This window comes from Methylobacterium guangdongense (genome assembly GCF_038442355.1).
Classification (GTDB): Bacteria; Pseudomonadota; Alphaproteobacteria; order Rhizobiales; family Beijerinckiaceae; genus Methylobacterium; species Methylobacterium guangdongense.
This window is the reverse complement of the sequence record NZ_JBBXMX010000029.1, coordinates 31,725-49,091: the sequence shown is the minus strand read 5'-3', so window position 1 is coordinate 49,091 and position 17,367 is coordinate 31,725. Positions and strand designations below refer to the sequence as shown.

At 64.5% G+C, this 17,367-nt stretch carries 22 protein-coding genes and 1 pseudogene; 16 read left to right on the top strand and 7 right to left on the bottom strand.

Going from position 1 to position 17,367, the window contains the following annotated elements:
• Together AAHG09_RS28905 and AAHG09_RS28900 are read left to right on the top strand one after the other, a co-directional pair.
• On the top strand, positions 1–250 hold a 250-nt coding region (locus tag AAHG09_RS28905; protein WP_342111314.1), incomplete at its 5' end, for a transposase.
• Positions 251–316: 66 nt separating this feature from the next.
• Positions 317–418 (top strand): annotated as a pseudogene (locus AAHG09_RS28900) (MucR family transcriptional regulator); the annotation flags it as partial.
• Between the two features lie 677 nt (positions 419–1,095).
• Here the strand turns inward: AAHG09_RS28900 and AAHG09_RS28895 are convergent.
• Positions 1,096–1,362 (bottom strand): hypothetical protein, encoded by a 267-nt coding sequence (locus AAHG09_RS28895; protein ID WP_342111312.1) that lies wholly within the window; start codon positions 1,360–1,362, stop codon positions 1,096–1,098.
• A 1,314-nt stretch (positions 1,363–2,676) separates the two neighbouring features.
• Here AAHG09_RS28895 and AAHG09_RS28890 point away from each other — a divergent pair.
• Complete coding sequence (locus AAHG09_RS28890) at positions 2,677–2,997, top strand: hypothetical protein (RefSeq protein WP_342111310.1); 321 nt, start codon at positions 2,677–2,679, stop codon at positions 2,995–2,997.
• A 204-nt stretch (positions 2,998–3,201) separates the two neighbouring features.
• On the opposite strand, the gene AAHG09_RS28885 is transcribed toward AAHG09_RS28890, so the two are convergent.
• Both AAHG09_RS28885 and AAHG09_RS28880 read right to left on the bottom strand, forming a co-directional pair.
• Positions 3,202–3,600 (bottom strand): helix-turn-helix domain-containing protein, encoded by a 399-nt coding sequence (locus AAHG09_RS28885; protein ID WP_342111307.1) that lies wholly within the window; start codon positions 3,598–3,600, stop codon positions 3,202–3,204.
• Positions 3,601–3,755: 155 nt separating this feature from the next.
• Positions 3,756–4,229 (bottom strand): Ros/MucR family transcriptional regulator, encoded by a 474-nt coding sequence (locus AAHG09_RS28880; protein ID WP_342111305.1) that lies wholly within the window; start codon positions 4,227–4,229, stop codon positions 3,756–3,758.
• 258 nt (positions 4,230–4,487) lie between these two features.
• On the opposite strand from AAHG09_RS28880, the gene AAHG09_RS28875 reads away from it, so the two are divergent.
• Both AAHG09_RS28875 and AAHG09_RS28870 read left to right on the top strand, forming a co-directional pair.
• A complete protein-coding gene (locus tag AAHG09_RS28875) occupies positions 4,488–4,736 on the top strand; it encodes a hypothetical protein (RefSeq protein ID WP_342111302.1) in 249 nt (82 codons plus the stop codon).
• Between the two features lie 327 nt (positions 4,737–5,063).
• Complete coding sequence (locus AAHG09_RS28870; protein ID WP_342111300.1) at positions 5,064–5,246, top strand: hypothetical protein; 183 nt, start codon at positions 5,064–5,066, stop codon at positions 5,244–5,246.
• Between the two features lie 81 nt (positions 5,247–5,327).
• Here the strand turns inward: AAHG09_RS28870 and AAHG09_RS28865 are convergent, their stop codons facing one another.
• Positions 5,328–5,984: a PAS domain-containing protein gene (locus AAHG09_RS28865; RefSeq protein WP_342111297.1), complete on the bottom strand. Its 657-nt coding sequence runs from the start codon at positions 5,982–5,984 to the stop codon at positions 5,328–5,330.
• A 307-nt stretch (positions 5,985–6,291) separates the two neighbouring features.
• On the opposite strand from AAHG09_RS28865, the gene AAHG09_RS28860 reads away from it, so the two are divergent.
• Both AAHG09_RS28860 and AAHG09_RS28855 read left to right on the top strand, forming a co-directional pair.
• Positions 6,292–7,161 (top strand): helix-turn-helix domain-containing protein, encoded by an 870-nt coding sequence (locus AAHG09_RS28860; RefSeq protein WP_342111295.1) that lies wholly within the window; start codon positions 6,292–6,294, stop codon positions 7,159–7,161.
• Positions 7,162–7,353: 192 nt separating this feature from the next.
• Positions 7,354–8,316 (top strand): helix-turn-helix domain-containing protein, encoded by a 963-nt coding sequence (locus tag AAHG09_RS28855; protein ID WP_342111292.1) that lies wholly within the window; start codon positions 7,354–7,356, stop codon positions 8,314–8,316.
• Between the two features lie 165 nt (positions 8,317–8,481).
• Here the strand turns inward: AAHG09_RS28855 and AAHG09_RS28850 are convergent, their stop codons facing one another.
• Together AAHG09_RS28850 and AAHG09_RS28845 are read right to left on the bottom strand one after the other, a co-directional pair.
• Complete coding sequence (locus tag AAHG09_RS28850; RefSeq protein WP_342111290.1) at positions 8,482–8,745, bottom strand: hypothetical protein; 264 nt, start codon at positions 8,743–8,745, stop codon at positions 8,482–8,484.
• Positions 8,746–8,754: 9 nt separating this feature from the next.
• Positions 8,755–9,429: a hypothetical protein gene (locus AAHG09_RS28845; protein WP_342111288.1), complete on the bottom strand. Its 675-nt coding sequence runs from the start codon at positions 9,427–9,429 to the stop codon at positions 8,755–8,757.
• A gap of 343 nt (positions 9,430–9,772) precedes the next feature.
• Between AAHG09_RS28845 and AAHG09_RS28840 the strand changes: the two genes are divergently transcribed.
• From AAHG09_RS28840 to AAHG09_RS28815, 6 genes are all read left to right on the top strand, one after another.
• Positions 9,773–10,615 (top strand): helix-turn-helix domain-containing protein, encoded by an 843-nt coding sequence (locus AAHG09_RS28840; protein ID WP_342111286.1) that lies wholly within the window; start codon positions 9,773–9,775, stop codon positions 10,613–10,615.
• Positions 10,616–10,619: 4 nt separating this feature from the next.
• Entirely contained in the window at positions 10,620–11,624 is a 1,005-nt protein-coding gene (locus AAHG09_RS28835) for a nucleotidyltransferase family protein (protein ID WP_342111284.1), read from the top strand.
• The gene (locus AAHG09_RS28830; protein ID WP_342111282.1) at positions 11,617–11,829 is read left to right on the top strand and encodes a hypothetical protein; all 213 of its coding nucleotides are present in this window, start codon (positions 11,617–11,619) and stop codon (positions 11,827–11,829) included. The genes AAHG09_RS28835 and AAHG09_RS28830 overlap by 8 nt, the downstream gene beginning before the upstream one ends.
• A gap of 69 nt (positions 11,830–11,898) precedes the next feature.
• Positions 11,899–12,378 (top strand): PAS domain-containing protein, encoded by a 480-nt coding sequence (locus tag AAHG09_RS28825; RefSeq protein ID WP_342111280.1) that lies wholly within the window; start codon positions 11,899–11,901, stop codon positions 12,376–12,378.
• Positions 12,379–12,600: 222 nt separating this feature from the next.
• Positions 12,601–14,085 (top strand): methyl-accepting chemotaxis protein, encoded by a 1,485-nt coding sequence (locus AAHG09_RS28820; protein ID WP_342111278.1) that lies wholly within the window; start codon positions 12,601–12,603, stop codon positions 14,083–14,085.
• The gene (locus AAHG09_RS28815; RefSeq protein WP_342111276.1) at positions 14,060–14,701 is read left to right on the top strand and encodes a hypothetical protein; all 642 of its coding nucleotides are present in this window, start codon (positions 14,060–14,062) and stop codon (positions 14,699–14,701) included. The genes AAHG09_RS28820 and AAHG09_RS28815 overlap by 26 nt, the downstream gene beginning before the upstream one ends.
• A gap of 296 nt (positions 14,702–14,997) precedes the next feature.
• Here the strand turns inward: AAHG09_RS28815 and AAHG09_RS28810 are convergent, their stop codons facing one another.
• Positions 14,998–15,708 carry a helix-turn-helix domain-containing protein gene (locus tag AAHG09_RS28810; RefSeq protein WP_342111275.1) on the bottom strand — a complete coding sequence of 237 codons (711 nt, stop codon included), beginning with the start codon at positions 15,706–15,708 and terminating at the stop codon, positions 14,998–15,000.
• A 92-nt stretch (positions 15,709–15,800) separates the two neighbouring features.
• On the opposite strand from AAHG09_RS28810, the gene AAHG09_RS28805 reads away from it, so the two are divergent.
• The 3 genes from AAHG09_RS28805 to AAHG09_RS28795 all read left to right on the top strand — a co-directional run bounded on the left by AAHG09_RS28805 (position 15,801) and on the right by AAHG09_RS28795 (position 17,348).
• Positions 15,801–16,397 (top strand): hypothetical protein, encoded by a 597-nt coding sequence (locus tag AAHG09_RS28805; RefSeq protein ID WP_342111273.1) that lies wholly within the window; start codon positions 15,801–15,803, stop codon positions 16,395–16,397.
• Complete coding sequence (locus AAHG09_RS28800) at positions 16,394–16,696, top strand: hypothetical protein (protein WP_342111271.1); 303 nt, start codon at positions 16,394–16,396, stop codon at positions 16,694–16,696. The genes AAHG09_RS28805 and AAHG09_RS28800 overlap by 4 nt, the downstream gene beginning before the upstream one ends.
• A gap of 394 nt (positions 16,697–17,090) precedes the next feature.
• Positions 17,091–17,348, top strand: a complete 258-nt coding sequence (locus AAHG09_RS28795; RefSeq protein ID WP_342111269.1) for a hypothetical protein — start codon at positions 17,091–17,093, stop codon at positions 17,346–17,348.
• Positions 17,349–17,367 lie beyond the last annotated feature (19 nt).

The following is a 17,367-nucleotide window of genomic DNA, read 5'->3' as shown; positions in this document are numbered from 1 at the left end:
GATGGTCCGGGCGATGGCGCCGGACAGGCTCGAAGGGTGGCTCACGCGTGCTGGCACAGGCCTCGTCGCCTCGTTCGCCCGCGGCGTGGGTCAGGACAAACCTGCGGTTCTGGCGGCGATCACGTTGTCATGGTCGAACGGCCAGACTGAAGGGCAGATCACCAAACTCAAGTTGGTGAAGCGCCAGATGTACGGCCGCGGCAAGATTGACCTGCTGCAAGCTCGCCTGATCGGCCTCACGCCTCCATGATCAGCGAAATTGCGTCAGAGCCCCAATTGCACGCCGATCCGGGGTCCCGTTCCAACGCCTTTTGACAAGTATGCCGAGCGTCGTTCCGCGCTGGCCAAGTCGATCGGCCTGGGCCAGCCCGGCGCCATGGCCGAACGCCAGCCGAAGCGCAGCCGCAAGGCTGCTTAAACGCGGACGTTTTGATGCGATACCTCGCCTTGCCGTCCGTTTCGATCAACGGCAGGGAGGGCCTACTGCGTTCTCAAAGCCGATGCGTCGTGGACGGGGAGATTTAGGCCGCGACGGCGGCCTACCTGAAGGACGAGGGTGCCCTGCCGTTCGCCTTCAAGTCCGGCCACGCGGTCGACGTCGCCAAGGCAGTCGAGATGCACTCGTACGCCAAGAAGCTCCTGGTCGATGAGGCGACGTCGCCGGGCCCACGCCGCATGATGGTGAAGACCGCCGTGATCATGGGCTTTCCAATTCAGAGGTCAGTGGCTCCGTGCTCTGTCGGTCGTTGGCCAGATCAGCCATCCGGATCCGGCCGACAATCATGGCAGCAGCCTTGGTCGCGTAGGGGTAGGCTGACTGCTCGGATAAGAGCCCATCTGCCGATGACACAACCCAGCGGAAGCACTCCGTATAGGTGGGGCAGGGCACTACGCGCACACGAACGGCCCGAGAGGTAAGGTACGACACCGGGATCGGATGCTTGCGAGCCATCTGCCCTCTACGAGGCACAAGGCAATTAAGTTTCAGATCTAGTGGTGTGACTAGAGGCACACCAACGGAATGACGATCAGCCAGGCAATCTCGATCTCGGCGCTTGACCTGATCACGGGATGGCGGCGATCAGCGCCATTCCCCTACATCAGCCTAGCCAGCAGGAGCGCGGATCTGATTGCCGCTCGCCGGCTTCCGCTTTTGGCCGTTGGTTCCTTGACGGTGGCTGTCGCATGCCGATCTGCCTTCACGGCTGCTGTCAGATCCACGGTGTAGCCGGGAGCAATTTCGAACGCACCGACCTGCGGATTGACGATAAAGGCTTCGACTGCGGCATCGAGCTCAGCCCGCGTGATGACTTTGGCCTCTAGCAACTTGCCGATGCGCACCGACGGCTCAGTCTTGGACACGCGACACCATGATCCGCCGGTAACCTAAGTCAACCGACCGGGCGACCATCGGTTCGTCGACTCATGTCCGCTTGGTGTCTAGACTCTTCAACGGAACGCCGGTTCGGAAGCGATTGTGTTTTCGACCCATGGCATCAAGTTCGGCGCCAACCGCGATCCTCACGAAAGGGCGAAGCTCCTCGCTGACGACGGGCAACAGCCGAGCGCGCAATTGCTCGTCGGACTCAGGCGTGGCCATGTCTCAGCTACGCTCTCTCACTGCTGATTTTTTTCCTTATCCTCGGTTGCCATGCCATCGGCGACGGCCCGCAGAGCATGCTCTACCAAGGGCGGCCATTCCGAGCCCTCGTCTTTTGGGAGATGGGCGGCAAGCTGGGATTGGATCACGCTGGGAGGGTACGAGAACCGAGCCCTAGGCGGCAAGTGCGCAGGCGCACTGCTCACCGCGCCACTTCTGCGTCGCTGTTCGTACATCCGCGCCCGCTTTCCAGGGACTGGGGGGCACACTAGGCAGCGGGCGCGGAGATCGACAGGTGCCGATCCTGCAAAGCTACAAGAAACTAGTTCTCGCGGCTATCGGTATTGGTTTGGCGTCGTACACAAGCGCGACATCCACGCCTGCCCTCGACAGATGAGGGGCATATCTGCGGGCGGACGTGGTGGTCGACCGAAGCCGGCACGCGAGGTTAAGCCTCGCTCGAACGTTGCGATTTATCGTGTGTTGGTTCTATCTATGCGTGTAAAGCGGACGACCCTTCGGTCGTAGGCACGATCATACGAGCGCCTGTGGGTGTGAGGATGGTGTGCCCGAGTAGATATCAGCCTGCCGCGGGCAGCCGCTGTGCGACTTCCGGTGTGACAGGGAGCGGCGGACGTTGGGTCCGCTGTAGGCCCCGAGGATCATCACCCGTCCATGACAGGCCGGGCAGCGCTTCAGGTCCGCCGGATGGTAGACGGCGGCCTCATCGAGACCCATGGCGCGCCACGTCCCATCCACCTGCACTTCGCAGGTCAGCGCATCTTGCTTTGTCATGTTAGCGGGGGTGCCACGTGGTGGCGACCGAGGCCAGGGTAGCGACGCCACACCGAACTGACGCGTCATGTCAGCGCGCGACCCACCTGTTGATACGCGCGACATACTAATCAACGAAAAGGGCACCCTGTGCGAGACGCCCGAGTCATGTTGAGAGTGTCTCCTTGGGGGGAAGACGTCATCATCGTAGGCGGGTTGGTGTGCCAGGGATAGCTTGATCGGTCCGGTTTCCGACGATCGGTCTCTGACTTCGTCCAGACTGCACACCTAGGAGGTATGGCATGGCCCGCTCAACCGAACGCGAAGGATCGACGGCACCCATCACACCCGAGGATCTCGGAGCCAGCATGGTGGGCGATCATGCGGACGCACTGGGCCAGGAGACTGAGAAGATTGCGGGCAAGATCAACGCGGCCTACGAGAAGTTCGCCTCGAAGCTGCGTGGGAAGGCCGACAAGGCAAAGGCCGGGATGGAGACGAAGAAGAGCGAGACCAAGCGTGCGCTGCTGAAGCGGCGCTTCGAACTCTACGCCGACGCCGCCAACGAGATCGAGATGCGGCTGGCGGACCGGCAGGGATCAGACTACACCGGCAGCGACTGATTGGGGCTGAGCCGTGCAGCCAATGATCACGACGGCTTCGCATGCGCCGCCAGCACCGTCAGAAACGCCTTCCTCTGCGGTCTCGACCGGTCACCGCCCCAAAGGCTGGCGTGGCGGTCACGAGCACCGCGACGTCGCTGCGGTCGCCGCTGGTGAACCAGTATCATTCCTGAGATTGGCAACCCACGATGATCGCGTAACCACTTATTCAGCTTGTCCTTTTGAGATTATCGCCGCAGTCTTGACGATCGACAGGACGCTACTTCGAATGCCCTCGTCGGTGATGTCTCGGTAGGCGGCTACTAACTCCATCAGCTGCGGATCGTCGAAGAAGGCCTGGACATCACCCAACCCTGCCACCGATGTAGGCTCACAGAGAAAGAACGTCTCGACCGGGACCGGCAGCAGGTCCGCGATCGCCCGCAGTCTCCCGGCGCCGATGCGATTGCGGCCCTTCTCGTACTTCTGCACCTGCTGGAAGCTGACGCCGATCGCTGCCCCCAAGGCGGTTTGGCTGAGGCCTTGCGCGCTGCGCAACGCGGCCAGACGACTGCCGATCGTGCGGTCGGCTTCGGTCGCCTGTTTGGGGGCCTTCGTCGTCATTGCAGAAGCCTATGTACGGTGCCAGGATCGTCACCTTCGACAACCGCTCGTAGCACAGCTAAAGATTGTGTGCGATCAAATTGTGCAATCTATAGTACGCAGCGGTGCATGTGCTCGGCCAGGCCAACGCGATACCGCATTGGGCCTGGCAATGCTCAGGCGGCTTTGCGCTGCCTTCTGGCGGGTTGCTCATCGTGGACTGCTATCGAAGCCTTCTGTGATCTGCTGAGGCCGATCGCCTTTGAGATAGCGGTTCGCCGCGCGCTATAGGCAGGCGAGACCATCGGATAGTCGGGCGGCAAACCGTAGCGTCGGCGGTAAGTCTCCGGAGTGAGGCCATGTCTGGTGATATGCCGCTTCAGAGCCTTGTATGTGCGGCCATCGAGGAAGCTCGTGATCCCCTCGTGGCTCAGCGAGCTGCGGATCTCGCTCGCGGTGGGCTTCTTCGTGATTGCGGTAGGCGATCCGGTGGTCTGGCCTGAGATCCGACTCAGTTCAGCATGCAGACGAGCGAGTAATGCTGGCAGCTCGGATACAGCTACATGATTGGTGGCCACGTAGGCTGCAGCGATCTCGCTGACCGGTCGGAGTAGTTTGAGCGGACAGTGAATTTTTCCATCAAACGCCATAGCAGATACCTCCGATCGCTCCCGTCATACCTGCACCTATAAGTTGCATATGGCAAGAAGTCGTTACCACGTGCTCATCGCCCTTCGAAATGGAGATTGCGCCCATATGCAGAAGCCACCTGAATGGCATAGCGCGATGCTCCCTAGAGACATACGGGCATACGCCGCACCCATCAAATGCAACTTATGATGTTGTTTTCCCCCGTGGTGCGTCGCAACATTCAAGAGAGGGCACACCAAGGAAATTTGGTGCGATGAATGACGGATACCGAAGAGTTGCAGCGGATCCTGCTGAGCAACCTTGCAATCCACGCCGATCCCGCTCGGCTACAGTTATGCCTATCGTTGTCAAACGCGGCGCGCTTGGCAAATCTTGCGCCGGAAGCAATGACGGCGATCGAGCAAGGTAAAGCCTGTATGCTATCAACCCCTACACTGATCGACCTTACCGTAATTCTCGGTTTGGATCAGTCTGGGTTGCCGAAGCCGCGTCATCCAGGGAGGTGACTTCGTTGTCGGACGGAAAGCTGAGGCTTCCACATTGTTCGCCCGCGTTCTGCAGCCGACGTTCAAGCTTGCTCCTGCCCACAGTATCGTGATGTGGCCGTTGCTGTTTTGAACGGTCTTTCTGCAGGGAGGGGGGGGGTGACGCTTTCAATCATGGTACCTGGGGTGCCGGGCTTCTTCATCCGACGTGGCATGCCATCCTTGGCCAGCCTGTTTGATGAGCCAACCGCCCTGAGCATGGCTCTCAGGCCGTTCCATGAATTGTATATCGATGCATACAATTGTATCGGATGGCTTGAGGGAGCTTCATCATGAGGCGGATGCCAAGTGGCGAACGACAACCGCGATCTCCAAAGTGCGCCCGCATCCCTCGCAGCGCGGGTCAAGGTCAGCCAACGCCTGCGCCAAATCGCCGATATCCTCGGTGTGCCTATCGAGCGGTTCTTCGATCCTCCTGATGAGGATGCGCAGCAGGCGCGCCCTCCGAAGAAGCCGCCAGATGGGGAGTGAAACGCAGATATGTCTCGCGGTGCGGTGGACGACGGAGTTCGGGTTCCAACCCAGCGAGTACGTTTCGAATGTGACCCCGCGCTAATGTGTTCGGCCGCGGGGCACGGATGGCTCGTCGTCCGATGTGTCCGTCGAGGCGAGATCTTCCGGGTCGAGATCCACCGCTATCCGCCGCGCGATCCGGTCTAGAAGCATCCGCACTATCGGCCGGACCGCAGTGTCCGTCTTGGGGTCCGTCTCGGCCAGGGTCTCCCACACCGCTACGGCTAGTTCGGCGAGGCGGTCGAGAGGCGGAGTGTCCTCCACCTCCCCGATGCGCACATGCAACCGCCCCGCGATGTGCCCTTCGGCTCGACTATCTGTGGTGTCGATGCAGATCCCGCGGCAGCGTACCACTGCTCCACCCGCATCACGCTCGAACTGTCCTCGCGCCAGCACCCAACGGATCTGACCAGGCGTGGGCACCGTGCGATGCTCGAACACGAATAAGCCCCCATCTCCGGCGGCCTCGCGTCGTTGTCGCTCCACCACCCCGCGATCGTCAGGATGGAACGCCGCGTCGAAGCGACCCGCGCTCACACCACACGCGGCTTCTTCCGGGGTGAAGCCGAACAGCCGAGCGAAGATGGCATCGCCGCGAGTGACTCCGACAGTCAGGTCGCTGTCCCATGTGCCGATGTTCAGGCCAGACAGGACTGTGGAGGAGGCGTGGCTAAGGCCGAGGAACCCTTCCGTCATCGCGTTGCTCTTTGCTTCCTCGCCGCTCTCGCGTGCTGCTTTCGGCTCCTTTCAGATGGACACCTGCGTGGCTTGGCCGCGTCGCTGGTGCGATCTCCGTAGGGCTCGTTAAAGTTGATACGGTTTAGAGGCCGGGCTACCTATATAATGTCCCGAGAGCGCCGGAACTCTTTGTTCTGCGCGCAAACGGCTATTCGCGCGAGGGCCTTGAACTCTGCGGAAAGTGTTCTCAACCGAGGCCGTTCGGGTCCGCGACAGATTTCGGTCGTGGCAGGAGATCTCGCGCGAACGTTTGCCGCCCTTCGAGATGAAGAAGACGAACGATCAGCCGTTCGAGGCGAGTTGGGAGGCTGCCGAGATCGGTGGACTGGCGGTCAGTCGCACGAGCTTCGACGCCTACCGTATGGAGACCGGACCGAACACCATCCGCAGGGGCGCCAAGCACGACAAGCTCGTCGCGCTGTTTCGTGTGGCTGGCACGGTTGGATGCAGGCAGTACGACCGAGCGGTGCGGGAACGCGCGGGCGATCTGACAATCCTAGACAACAACGTTCCGGTTGATTTGGAGTTCTTTGCTCGGATGCGCAACCTACGGGTTGAGGTGCCCCGTGAGAAGCTGGAACGCATGCTAGGCCCGGCACGATTGTTCGCGGCGCTTCCGATCGGTGCCGACATGCCTGGTGCATCTTTAGCGCGAACGTTCTTCGATGAATTAGTACGCGTGCACGGGTCGCTCAGTCCGGAGATGGCCGAGCGTATGATGGGCGTTGGCGTCGATCTGTTGGTGGCCGCGATGGCCGAGCGCATGGCGCAGGAGACGCCGAAGCCAATTCAAGGCACAGTGACGGTGCAAAGAGCCAAGGCCTACATCGAGGCCAATTTTGGCGATCACGAGCTGGATCCCCCCAAACTTGCCGCGGCTGTAGGCGTATCGCTGCGCCGCCTCCAGCAATTGTTTCACGAGCGCAACCGGCATATCTCGGATTGGATCTGGGAACGCCGGTTGGAAATCGCCGCGCAACGGCTGGCTGATCCAGGCTACGCTCACATGTCGATCGGCGCGGTGTCCTACGGCTGCGGGTTCTCCAATCAAGCGCATTTCTCGAAGCGGTTTCGAGACCGCTTCGGCCTCGCCCCAAGCGAGCATCGGCGTGCGGCGCTGATGCCGAAGATCTAGTGCGATCATCACGACCCCCTTCGAGCAGCGCGGCGGAGGTGTCGAGGCCATTGTACCAAATGGTCCGCGACAAGGCGCCTACACGCTGAGGTTGAAGTGATCTGCAGATTTGGCTAAGCGAAGTTTATCCCAGAGGCGCAGGATCCGTTTTCCCCTGCGTGCGCGTTGCTGATTGTTTCTGGTATTTGACCGTTGCAAACACAATTTTCCACAGATGGGATTAAGATCCGCGATCGCTTCAGGGTATGGCGAGAGGCCACCCGCGTACGTCTTCCGCCATTCGAGATGTGGACATTAGGGGATACACCTTTCGAAGCACGGTGGGAGAGCGCACAGATTGCAGGTCTCAACCTCAGCCGCACGGCCTTCAGTCCCCACAGCGTGGAGCACAAGCGCTTCACCACCCGTGAGGAGGGCGACCAAGACAAGCTCACCTGCGTCATCCGATTGGCCGGGATGGCCCGCAGCAGCCAGCACGGCCGAACGACGGTCGAGCGGCCAGGCGATATCACGGTGTTCGACCGGTCCACATCGGTGTCCCACGCGTTCGACACGCCTATGCAGACGCTTCGGCTGGAGGTTTCGCGTGCCCGGTTGGAGCGGATGCTGGGATCGGCACGCCTTTTCGCGGCGCTGACTGTCGGCGCCGACCTGCCCAGCGCGTCGCTAGTCCGGACATTCTTCGATGAGTTGATCCGCGTGCATGAGACGCTGAGCGCCGACACGGCCGAGCGTATGGCAAGCATCGGTATCGACCTGTTGGTCGCTAGTCTCGCTGAGCGTATGGCGCAGGAGACGCCTAAGTCGCTCCAGGCCACGGTGACGGTCCAGCGAGCGAAGGCCCATGTTGAAGCCAATCTCGGGGATCCAACCCTCGATCCGCCTCAGCTTGCGGCAGCAGTTGGGGTGTCGCTGCGCCACCTCCACCAGCTGTTTCACGAGCACGATCAGAACATATCGGATTGGATCTGGGGACGTCGCCTGGAGGAAGCAGCTCGGCGGCTTGCCGACGCCGGGTACGCCCACCTCTCTATCGGGACAGTTTCCTATGCCTGTGGGTTCACCAACCAGGCACATTTTTCGAAGCGCTTCCGGGATCGGTTCGCCCACACCCCGAGCGAGCATCGGCGAGCGGCGCTGATGCCGGGGATCTGAGCGACAGCACTTATCGTGGCTGGTGGCGCCGCCCTGTTCACCGGACCGCTACCGCGCCGTGGCATCTCCAGTTACAGGCCGCGTCGCGTATAGGCCCGTGTCGGTGATGTCGGTCGCTCCCCCGCCCGTGGCTTGCGGTCCACGCGGGGTCGAGCGGCCGACGGGTCACGGCTGGTACGGATGGGCGGCCATTACGAGCGCCGCGACCGCCGTCCGGAACGTCTTCTCGTGCGGCCCTGCCCTGTCCCTGATCCGCTCGGGGCCAAGCGAGAGCGTGACCAACGCCGCGATATCAAGGCTGTGGCCGCTGGCGAAACGGAAGGGTCCGGCCGCTGGGTCCCGCATGAAGAGATCGATAGCCGCCACGACCTCTTGGCTCGCGATGATGCCGACCCTGCGCAGGTCGCCGATGGTCGGTAGTCCGGCCATGAGAGCCCCTCAACCAGCGAGCGGCCCGCGCGCCAGAGTGGCACGAGCGGCAGCCACGACATCATCGCGCGCGGCCATGTCATCGCCTGTCCCAAGCATGTGGCCGCCTCGCGTGACATTCGGAGCGAACAGTCCCTCGCCGTAGCGGCCTTTGGCGCCAAGACCCCAATACGGCGCCGCACGCAGACAGATCACGACGCGCTCCCCGACCTCGGCCTGCGGGAACAGCACCGTATGCGCCCAATCGAGAGCCACCCGGCAGGACGGCAAGGCCGCCAGCATCGGATAGTCCGTGAAACGTTGGGAGTGATACGGACCGATGTTCAGCACGGCCACGCGGTGCTGAAGCTCCTGCCAGGGGCCGAGGCGCTTTATGCGCGCCGCCCACCACGCATGTCCCCGGTTGTGATCGTCCGGCCTACGTAGGGGCGCATGGCCCGCGCGCCGGTCCGCGTATTTGCGTTGCGACTCCGGCCAGTCCGCCTCCTCGACGTCGCGCTCATCCATCCCGGGCGAGAGGTAGAGCAACACCACGCGCGCCGTTCGCAGAGGCCCGTCGATGTTCGAGGGCAAGCATCGCAGATCGAAGGAGTGCGGCGATCGATCGAGGATCGGCTTGTCGGCGGGGTGGACCCGCGCGTTAGGCGGAACGTCCGCCCAGAAATTGAAGATGTCGACGCTCACGCGGTCTCCCGCCCCTTAACGTTGACTTAGCCGTGCGCTCCAGCCGCCATGCCATGTCCGGCTATGCATCGCCTCGTGCGAGGCGCCGGCCGGGACATCGCCAGGAGCACCGATCGCCGCAGTAGGACCCTGAAAAGCCAACGGGCCCCCCGTCGCCAAACGAGGAGCCCGTCGAAATCAAAAGCGGCTGTGAGGCCATCTGCACCCCTCACAAGCCATGAACCGCCCTCGGGCGTCAAGTCAGAACCCCGGTTCTGGCAACGCTACCGGCTTGTCTTGAACGGAGCGCACAGCCTGCGCCGCCGATCGTCCCCCTGTGGCCCTGTGGAAAGGGCCGAGACACGTGTTTGCAGACGAGATCCGCCGCGCCATCGAGGCGGCCGACCGAATCACCCTGCCTCAGGTGACGGCGCTGCTGTGGCGCGCGTTTGGGGATGGACGGGTCTCGGAAGCCGAGGCCGAGGCACTGTCCGGGCTGATCGAGGCGCGCACCGATGCACCGGCCCTGCGCCGGATGCCACACGCCGCACGTGCGCCGTCGCTAGGTGCCGGCATCCAGGTCCATACCGAGCAGGATACCCCTGAAGATCGCCAGGGTACGGCCAGGAGGCGGGGCGTCGGTTCGCGTCCGCGCACGGATGCCTCGATGGAGCGCCGCCGCCGCTGGGCTGCCTCTGGGCGACTCCCACCCGGTCTCGCGGCCCGGTTCACGCTGGCCGAGCAGGCGGTCCTGGCCCTGGTGGCGGCCGAGACCGTACGCCGGAAGGACTGCCGCCTCGCCGTCGGCCAACTCGCGGCGATCGTCGGCGTGGCCGAGACCACCGTGCGCAACGCCATCCGCGAGGCCGTGAAGCTCGGGCTCGTGACCGTCGAGGAGCGGCGCGTGACCGGCTTCCGCAACGACACGAACATCGTGCGCATCGTCTCGGCCGAGTGGATGGCGTGGCTGCGGGTGGCGCGCAAGGGGGTGGTGCTGAACACCCACCCCTCCCCGAACACTCGCCTCTCCCCGCAGGAGGGGGGAGGGTGCAAATCCCCGCGGGGCACGCCTACTGAAGTTCTAATCCTGCTGGAATCGGGGATAACGGAACCGAAAAAGAGCTGCCGAGGGGCAGCGGGCGACCTCGACCGAAGCGCTCGCGCCGGAATCCGCGCGAGTCGTGGCGCGGGCCGAGCCATGAGGTGAGGGCATGCCGCCGGACAACAAACCGAACGCGCCGATGACGCCCCGGGAGTACGTCGAGGCCATAGTGCTGCCGACGCTGCACGAGCTGTTGGGCGCGCGTGATGATCGCCGTCGCGCCTACCTCGCGTGTCTCGTGGTCTGCCACGTTGCCGATTCCGTCGGGCTGGCCGAGGCCGGGCGCGAGCCAGGATTCGCGGAGATGCAGGGGCGGATGCGCAAGCGCGCAGTCGATACCGCAACAGAGGTTGTCCAGGCCGAGGCCGGCCACCGGTGTGCCGAGATCTGGACGGTGGTGCACGGCTTCGCCAACGGCACCAAGCACCCGGCCCGCCTGCCGCTCCTGCCCGGCACGGAGGAATCGGTGTCAGCATTCGCGCTCGACACACCCGGGGCAGGTTTCGACGAAGGACGCTTGGACGTTCCGGGTCTCGCGGTTCACACCGATGCCGAGGTGCTGTTCCTCGACGCCTGTGCGCAGCAGGTGCTCGCCGCGTTCGTGTGCGCGTACCCGCAGCACCTCAGCGGAATCGCTTTGTCGTCGTTCATGGATCCGTACCTGCCGATCCTCGGGCTTGATGTCCGGCGAGAGTTGATGCCGGTGATCAGCGCCTGGGCCTTCAAGCGTCCCGAGATCGCTGAGGTCTGGCTGTTCGGGAGCCGCGCGAAGAGCACGGCACGGCCGGACAGCGACGTGGATCTCGGCCTCGTGGTGCCCGGCGAGCCCGGTCATGACTGGCCTCTGGGCAACTGGATGGCGCTCGGCGGCGCATGGCGCGACGAGGTGCGGGGTATGCTGGGCTGCGCCGTGAGCTTGGAGGCGTTCAGCCGGCCGGGCGAGGAACAGGAGAGGAACAGGATGAGCGCGAGGCCGCGGCACGCTCCCCGGCAATCCTGCTGTGGACGAGGCAGGCATCGGGGGCTGCCGACCCCGTATCCTTGTCGACGCGGTAACCATGCCGGGCCTACCAGCCGCGTCCCGGACGCGAGAGGCTGGTGCTGGCATGGGTGACGATGTGGCCGCACTGCTGCTGACCATGGCGGCCGAGAACGCCGAGCTACGCGGACAACTGGCTGCAGCGCAGGACATGCTCGTTGAGACCGCTATCGACGCCGGGCAGCTGCATGCCCGCATCGAAGTGTTGCAGGACGAGCGGAACGCATGGCGGGAGGAGGCTGAGCGGCATCAAATCGGTCGCCTGCGTCGGGCAACGTGATTTTGAGGGCTGGATATGCGTCGCGGGAAGTTACCGAGCGGTCTTTGAAAGGGTAATCACCCTTCTGAAATGACTGCATTCGAACTCATCCGTGCATTGGCTCACCGCGCTACGGTCAGCGTCGTCGTCACCGACACGACGATAGCATCGCCCGGTCCAATTATTCTGTGTGCCAACGAGGCTTTCGGCCGGCTCGTTGGACGCGATCTTATCGATATCCTCGGACGAAGCCCGCGCTTCATGCAAGGCAAGGAGACGCGTCGAGACACGCTGGATACCTTCCATCGTGCCCTCGCGGCTGGCGAGCGCTTTCATGGCTACCTGACCAACTACCGCGGGGACGGCTCCAAGTACCGTGCGGAGGTCGATTGCCGACCGTTGCACGCCGCCGATGGGCGGATCGAACATTTCGTCGCGTTCGAGCGGGAGGTAGTCCGGCGCATCGGGCGCCCGGTCGAGGGCGCGGGCGGGCGATATGAGCCGACAAGAGTAAGCAACGATCTGTTAACCGATGGATTGCGCGACCTCGGCCTATTCGAACACGCCTAAGTTGTACTGTTGCCAACATTGTTTCCGTCAATATTGTCATCATCAGCTAATGTAGATCAAATTCTGGCGCGCAACACAGTAACAGCGTTGCCATTCAGAAAGAAGTAACCGGCTTCGTGCATCTTCCGTGAAGCTACGGAGTATGTGGTGACGCCTCGACGGGCTATCCCGTCGGCTTCCCAATCCGCCGCCCAGCAAATGATGGATCCGGGAGAAACGACCATGTTCGGCGGAACACGCGCGCATGCGGATCAGGCGGCAAAACTCGACGCGCTCGACCGCTCGCAGGCCGTCATCGAGTTCCAGCCCGACGGCACCATCCTGACCGCCAACGCCAACTTCCTCACCGCCATGGGCTACACGCTGGCCGAGGTACAGGGGCGGCATCACGGCATGTTCGTCGAGGCAGCCTACCGCGACAGTGCCGAGTACCGGGCCTTCTGGGATGATCTGCGGCGGGGCACCTTCCAGTCCGCTGAGTTCAAGCGCCTAGCCAAGGGCGGTCGAGCCGTATGGATCCAAGCGAGCTACAACCCCGTGCTCGACCGCGCCGGGCGCGTCGTGAAGGTCGTCAAGTTCGCCGCCGACATCACTGCCCAGAAGTTGCGCATGCTCGATCTCGATGGGCAGATCACCGCGCTGCATCGCTCGCAGGCGGTGATCGCCTTCGATCCGACCGGCACGATCCTCGACGCCAACCAGAACTTCCTCGACGCGGTCGGCTACCGGCTCGACGAGATCCAGGGCCGGCACCACAGCATGTTCGTGGACCCAACCGAGCAGCAGGGTACGGCCTATCGTGGGTTCTGGGGAGGGCTGGGTCGAGGCGAGTTCGCGGCGGGCGAGTTCCGGCGCATCGCCCGAGGTGGCCGCGAGGTGTGGATCCAGGCCAGTTACAACCCGATCAAGGACGTGGACGGGACGGTGCTGAAGGTGGTGAAGTTCGCCGCCGACATCACTGCGCAGGTGCACGAGCGCCAGCGCCGGGCCGAGGCGCAGCGGACGATCGGCACGGATCTCGACGCGATCGGCACCGCAGTCGAGGCCGTCACGCGGCAGACCGCCGAAGCCGCCGGCATCGTAGGACAGGTATCGAGCGACATCCAGGCGGTGGCCTCGGGCGCTGAGGAGCTGTCGGCCTCGGTCGGCGAGATCAGCCAGCAGGTCAGCCACGCCGCGCGCATGGCCGGCGAGGCGGTCGAGCAGGCCCGCCACACTGGCAGCATCGTCGAGGGCCTGAGCGGGCAGGCCACGCAGATCGGCGAGGTCGTGACCATGATCCAGGGCATCGCCTCGCAGACCAACCTGCTGGCGCTGAACGCCACGATCGAGGCGGCGCGTGCCGGCGCATCCGGCAAGGGGTTCGCGGTCGTGGCCTCCGAGGTGAAGGCCCTAGCCGAGCAGACCGCCAAGGCCACCGACCAGATCCGGGTGCAGATCACCGCGACCCAGGCGGCTACGCGCGAGGCGGTGGGTGCGATCGGTTCGATCCAGGGCACGATCCGATCCCTCGACGAAGTCTCGGCGGCGATCGCGGCGGCGGTGGAGGAGCAGTCGGCGGTGACCCGAGAGATGTCGGGCAGCATGCACACGGCAGCCCACGGGGTGACGACGATCGCCGGTGGTATGGAGGCGATCGCCCGAGCGAGCGAACAGGTCGATATCGCCACCCAGCAGGTGCGTGAAGCGGCGCGAGCGGTGGGCTGAGGCCATGGAGGACGCGTGTGCACAAGCCGCCGTTCGGGCCAGCCTCGACGATGCGCTTGGGGACCTACTTCGTGACGCCACCCAGAACCCGACCGAGCCTGACGCGGTGAGCTGCGCCCGGATCGACGCGGTGCTCGACCGACGGATGGCACCGCATCAGCATCTAGACTGGGCGCTGGCGGAAGCCGAGACGCTGAAGCGCCGGCTCAAAGCTGGTCTGCAGGCGCATGCACTTGATGCTGCCAGGCAAACACATGGCGCGAAACGCGGGAATATGGGGGGAGGTACACCTGTGACGGGCACGATCATCCCGCTGCGCTCCAATCGCGGTGCTACGTCTGAGTTCGACGTCGTCGACGTCACGGCGATGATGCTGCTGCGGGAGGGGCGTGCGGCAACGTTATCAGGTGCGCGGCTCGACGCGATCCGGACGGATCTACTAGCGAAGCGCGTGCAGCTTACCGCGGTGATTGCCGAGCTGCAGGCACGGCCAGCGAGCGGTGACCTCCGGATCGACGCTGTCAACGCCACTCTGCGCGCCGAGGCCAGCACAGGGCTAATCTACCTCGACCTGTTCCTAGAGCAGCTCAAAACATGCGCTTCGCGTGTCGCATGAGGTGAGACACCGAGCTTGCACGGTGGGCGGAATGCGCCAGCCGTTACTGTAGATATGCCTATTAACCATGCCCTAACAAAGGTTAATATTTCGTTGGCGTAAAGCTCGGCTTTGTGAGGAAATACGTAGGCGGGCTGGCGGCCCGTTCCATCCTCCGAGGTCATCATGGTTCGGGTTTCGGCGCCTAGGCTCTCGCTGTGCCCGGGTCTGCGCACGCTTGCGAGCCTCATCGCGCCGCTGGCACTGCTCTTCGCCGGGACAAGTTCGGCCAGCGCTCACGTGAAGTGGTTCTGTGCCTACGACGTGGCTGGGCATGCGCTGGCCTTCCTGACGGCGGCGACGGTGGAGGGCGAGACATCGACCCGCCGGGCGATCTCGCGGTCGGTCAGGCCCTCGCCGAGGAGGGCGCGCACGGCGGCCCGGGCCTCCTCGCGGGTACGGGGCTGCTGTCCAGGTTGGACGGGCTTGGGGTCGTCCGGCGGATCCTGATAGGTACCGGACTCCGGTACCTCCTCCGGTTCGCCGTCGCCCTCGGCGGCCGGGGCCGGCTCGGATCGGACGACAGGGGCAGCTGGAGCAGCTGCGGCGGCCGGGGCATCGGAGGGCGACGGCGGTGGCACGGGAGGGGCTTTGATCCCGGTGAGCCCGTCGAGGAACGCCAGCCGGGCCCGCACCCACACCGGCAGCGGTCCGCCATCCAGGGCCGCCCGCGTCTCGGCACGCTCTCGCCAGTAGGCCGCCTCGGTCTCAGCCGCGATGAGCGTCACCGGCAGCGGGATCGCGGCGGACACCTCGCGGCGCACCTCGGGCGGCATCGTCGCGATAGGCCCGGCACGCCAGCCCATCAGGCTCGGGCCGGTCTCGGGACTGCCCGTCATGACCAGGTGCCACGTGGCCTCGCGTAGGGCCCGCTCCCGATCGCACGGGAGCAGGGCTGCCGCCTCGCTGCCGTAGCGGGCAATGACGGCGGCGCGGGCTTCCGTGCGGGGATCGGCGGTCTTGGCCACGCGACGCTCCCCGGGATCGTCCATTCAGCGAGCTGGAGCGCCCGCAGCACCGCGGCGTCCACCTTGTCGGCGGCTCGGCGGCCGTCGGCGTCATGGTGGTAGGCGGCCAGCGTCTCGATCAGCAGCGGCTCAGGCCCGACGAGACAGAGGCGCAGCGGCTGATGTGCGCCCGGATCGGTGTCGAGCATCAGGACCAAGATGAGGTCGGCCGCGAAGCCGTAGCTGTGCACCTCGCGGAGGCGTTCGCGCGGTGCGACGGGGAGGGTGAGGAGGTCGCCCATGGCCCGCGCTACGCTCAGGTGCCGTCGGCCGGCCGAACAGCCGGCGCCGTACGCTGCGTGACCCTCGGCAGTTGGTGGGGGCCGGATCTAAACTGTGTTGGAGCACGCGCGCTCGACAAGGTGCAGTCTGCCCGCCTCGCGACGTGGAGGGCCCTGCGCATGCAATCCCCTGTCGATGCGGTTCCTCCGCGTTCGCTCATGGTCGAGCTCATCGGCCTGCTGGGCGACTTTCCACCCGACCAGAACCGGCGACAGACCGAGGTGCTCGGGATCCGGCTGGCGGACCTGGAACACCGGGCACGCTCGCAGGGGGCGGCTCCAGAGACGGTGGCGGCGATCCAAGGCGCCCGTGTGCTGCTGGACTTGGCGGAGCTGCCACCCCTTCCACCGTCGGGCGCAAACACGTGACGGCCGAGCTCGCGCCGACCAACCTGCACACGCTGGCCGTGAGCCTGGAGGCGCTGCAGCGGCTGCTCGAGCGCCGAACCACCGATGGAAGGCTCGTGTCGGTCGATCCGGGGCTGATTGGCGCAGCGATCGAGGCTGGATACGAGGAAGTGCGTCGCATCCGAGCGACGCTCGCGACGATACCGGATGAGCCGACGGCTCCCTGGCGGCGTTCCGTCGAGATCCTGAACGCGGCCGTATCTCAGATCAGCGATCTGCTCGATACGCTGGAGGAGATGCTGGGCTACCTGGATGGCTGAATGGGCAGCGCGCATCTCAGGCTTCCGTCGGTTCGGGCAGCAGACTTGCCCACGCCGCAGTATGACGGCCCCTTGTATCGGCTCGGTTGGTGTCGGTCGCGCGGATCCAGGCGCAGATGGTAGCGGCGCCCGTTTCCGCTGTTTTCGAGCTCTGACCCGGATCACAACCTCGTTGATGAGACGCTTGAGGTATGCTGTCGGGATCGGATCTTGCAGCGTGATAGCGTTGTGAGCGGCACCCACACCGTCCGCCGCGATCACCCAGTCCGCATAGCGTCCAGAGATCTTCCTTCGCAGACTGATGCCAAGAGCCCTCGATACGTCCGGCCTTCCCCACCTACTCGCGACGGCCTTGTGGCCCTGGATCGATGCGGTGGAGGCGGTGAGACCGGGCGTGGCAGATCCCCTGCGAACGACGGCGGAGAAAGCCGTGAGGGATATTCGCCACATGATCGTCGTGACGGCCCCAATCGAGACCATGTTGAGGGATGCGCTCAGCGCCTCCGACGCGCTGTCTCGCAGCACGGCCGAGCAGTTCGCTGTCGTAGCGACCGTCCGCATGGACGCCTTACTGTCGCTGAGCGACCTGATCGCGTGGCTGAGGCGCGCCAAGCCTAGCGAGTGGTCGAGGGCCGCTGGGGTCGGGTGGTAGGCGCTCTGCGGGCAGGCCC

Bases quoted from the DNA above. Each gene is read 5' to 3' on its own strand.
- AAHG09_RS28890 (WP_342111310.1), top strand. From the start codon at position 2,677: ATGGCCCGCTCAACCGAACGCGAAGGATCGACGGCACCCATCACACCC.
- AAHG09_RS28885 (WP_342111307.1), bottom strand. From the start codon at position 3,600: ATGACGACGAAGGCCCCCAAACAGGCGACCGAAGCCGACCGCACGATC.
- AAHG09_RS28880 (WP_342111305.1), bottom strand. From the start codon at position 4,229: ATGGCGTTTGATGGAAAAATTCACTGTCCGCTCAAACTACTCCGACCG.
- AAHG09_RS28875 (WP_342111302.1), top strand. From the start codon at position 4,488: ATGACGGATACCGAAGAGTTGCAGCGGATCCTGCTGAGCAACCTTGCA.
- AAHG09_RS28865 (WP_342111297.1), bottom strand. From the start codon at position 5,984: ATGACGGAAGGGTTCCTCGGCCTTAGCCACGCCTCCTCCACAGTCCTG.
- AAHG09_RS28860 (WP_342111295.1), top strand. From the start codon at position 6,292: ATGAAGAAGACGAACGATCAGCCGTTCGAGGCGAGTTGGGAGGCTGCC.
- AAHG09_RS28850 (WP_342111290.1), bottom strand. From the start codon at position 8,745: ATGGCCGGACTACCGACCATCGGCGACCTGCGCAGGGTCGGCATCATC.
- AAHG09_RS28835 (WP_342111284.1), top strand. From the start codon at position 10,620: ATGCCGCCGGACAACAAACCGAACGCGCCGATGACGCCCCGGGAGTAC.
- AAHG09_RS28830 (WP_342111282.1), top strand. From the start codon at position 11,617: ATGGGTGACGATGTGGCCGCACTGCTGCTGACCATGGCGGCCGAGAAC.
- AAHG09_RS28825 (WP_342111280.1), top strand. From the start codon at position 11,899: ATGACTGCATTCGAACTCATCCGTGCATTGGCTCACCGCGCTACGGTC.
- AAHG09_RS28820 (WP_342111278.1), top strand. From the start codon at position 12,601: ATGTTCGGCGGAACACGCGCGCATGCGGATCAGGCGGCAAAACTCGAC.
- AAHG09_RS28805 (WP_342111273.1), top strand. From the start codon at position 15,801: ATGGTGGTAGGCGGCCAGCGTCTCGATCAGCAGCGGCTCAGGCCCGAC.